Raw genomic sequence first — 1,276 nt, 5'->3', positions numbered from 1 at the left:
TGGCCATCGTCCGACTGCTCTCCGCCGCCCAGGGCGACGGGCCCGTCAAGGTCTCGATCGACTACTACCACCGAAACACCTGACGCCCGAAGCCCAGTGAGCGGGTCCGCCTCGCTGAACTCCCTAGCCGTGGGAGGCGACTCCGACAAGCTCGCCTTCACCCCGACGCTGCTGACCGCTACCGCGGAGGACTTCCTGGCGGACAGGAGGGTGCTCAGGGAAGAGTGCTTCGGCCCCGCCTCACTCGTCATCACCTACCCTGGACAGGCCGACCCCTACGAGGTGCTGGCCTCCCTGGAACCCGGCCTGACCGCCACGGTGCACGGCGAGCCGGATGAGACCGAACTTGTCCGCGGCCTGCTGCCGAGCCTCACCCGGCTCGTCGGCCGGCTGCTGTGGAACAACCGACCGGCGTCACCGTGAGCCAGGAAACGGCCGTTGCGTTCGGTACGGACGTGGTGCTGGCGAAGGTGGAGACGTTGCGGTCGAGGGCGAAGCGGCTGGTGGCCCGGGGGTAGCTGGTCGAGCCGACGCCGGGTCGGTTCATGCCCGCGAAGGGCGCGGCCGGACAAGACGGCGGGTCATGAGCAGGGTCATCGACCAGTGGATCATCGCCTCGGCGCTGGTGGTGCGGCGTTCCACGTTGCGCACGAGGCAGCGACTTTGCATCAGGTGGACGAAGAATCGTTCGACGATTCACCGCTTGGGCAGTACAACGAAGCCGCGCGTGTCGTCGCTGCGCTTGACGATGGCGATGACCAAAGCGAGAGCGGCCAGGCTGTACTCGACGAGGCTGCCGGTGCAGCCGCCGTCGACCCAGGGGTCCGGGCTACAGCAGCATCGCCTCGAACTGGAACTCGGGCGCGGTCAGCGGTTGCTCGGACCAGATGACCTTGCCGCGGGCCGTGTACCTGGTCCCCCACCGCACGGCCAGCTGGGCCACCAGGAACAGGCCCCGGCCGCCCTCGTCCGTGCTGGCGGCGTAGCGCAGGTGGGGGGCGGTGCTGCTGCCGTCGGAGACCTCGCAGACCAGGCTGGTGTCGCGCAGCATGCGGACGCGGATCGGTTGGGTGCCGTAGCGGATGGCGTTGGTGATCAGTTCGCTGAGGATCAGCTCGGTGGTGAAGCTCAGGTCCTCCAGGCCCCAGGCAGTCAGCTGCTCGGCGCACGCGTTGCGGATGCGGGAGACGGCGGCGAAGTCGTCGGGTACGTCCCAGGTGGCCACCTGGTCGGGCTCGAACAGGCGGGTGCGGGCGATGAGGAGGGCGATGTCGTC

Annotated in this window: 2 protein-coding genes; one reads left to right on the top strand and one right to left on the bottom strand. The window is 68.8% G+C overall.

Going from position 1 to position 1,276, the window contains the following annotated elements; all coding sequences use genetic code 11:
* The first annotated feature begins 129 nt into the window (after positions 1–129).
* The gene (locus tag ABZW30_RS47050; RefSeq protein WP_355677503.1) at positions 130–423 is read left to right on the top strand and encodes a hypothetical protein; all 294 of its coding nucleotides are present in this window, start codon (positions 130–132) and stop codon (positions 421–423) included.
* A gap of 406 nt (positions 424–829) precedes the next feature.
* On the opposite strand, the gene ABZW30_RS47045 is transcribed toward ABZW30_RS47050, so the two are convergent.
* Positions 830–1,276 (bottom strand): ATP-binding protein (locus tag ABZW30_RS47045; RefSeq protein WP_355677502.1); only part of this gene is annotated, 447 nt, incomplete at its 5' end.

The organism is Kitasatospora sp. NPDC004669, assembly GCF_040609455.1.
Taxonomy (GTDB): Bacteria; Actinomycetota; Actinomycetes; order Streptomycetales; family Streptomycetaceae; genus Kitasatospora.
Note: the sequence above shows the minus strand (reverse complement) of the source record. Positions and strands in the feature narration are given on the sequence as shown.